The sequence below is a fragment of the Gilvimarinus gilvus genome (genome assembly GCF_030518155.1).
Lineage (GTDB): Bacteria > Pseudomonadota > Gammaproteobacteria > Pseudomonadales > Cellvibrionaceae > Gilvimarinus > Gilvimarinus gilvus.
Window position 1 is genome coordinate 1 of record NZ_JAULRU010000199.1, and the last position, 394, is coordinate 394.

General features: G+C 52.5%; 1 protein-coding gene. It reads left to right on the forward strand.

What is annotated here, in order from left to right; all coding sequences use genetic code 11:
• On the forward strand, positions 1–394 hold a 394-nt coding region (locus QWI17_RS01625), incomplete at both ends, for a 3'-5' exonuclease (RefSeq protein ID WP_302720744.1).

The window sequence follows — 394 nt, forward strand, 5'->3', positions numbered from 1 at the left end:
TGACATTACACTCTGCAAAAGGGCTGGAATTCCCTCTGGTCTTTCTCGCAGGAATGGAAGAAGGCCTGTTCCCCCATAAGATGTCTCTGGAAGAAGATGGCCGCCTCGAAGAGGAACGCAGGCTCTGCTATGTGGGGATAACCCGCGCCATGGAGAAACTGTTTATTACTTATGCTGAATCCCGTCGGCTGCATGGCAATGAAACCTTTAACCGGCCTTCTCGATTTATTCGGGAGATACCAGATAAGCACCTGGAAGAGGTACGCCTGAACGCCAGCATAAGCCGCCCGGTAACCGCCCGTCAGCAAACCCGCCCATCCATGTTCGCCAATGCCGAAGTACCTGATACACAAATTGTGCTCGGTCAGCGAGTATCTCATCCCATCTTTGGCGA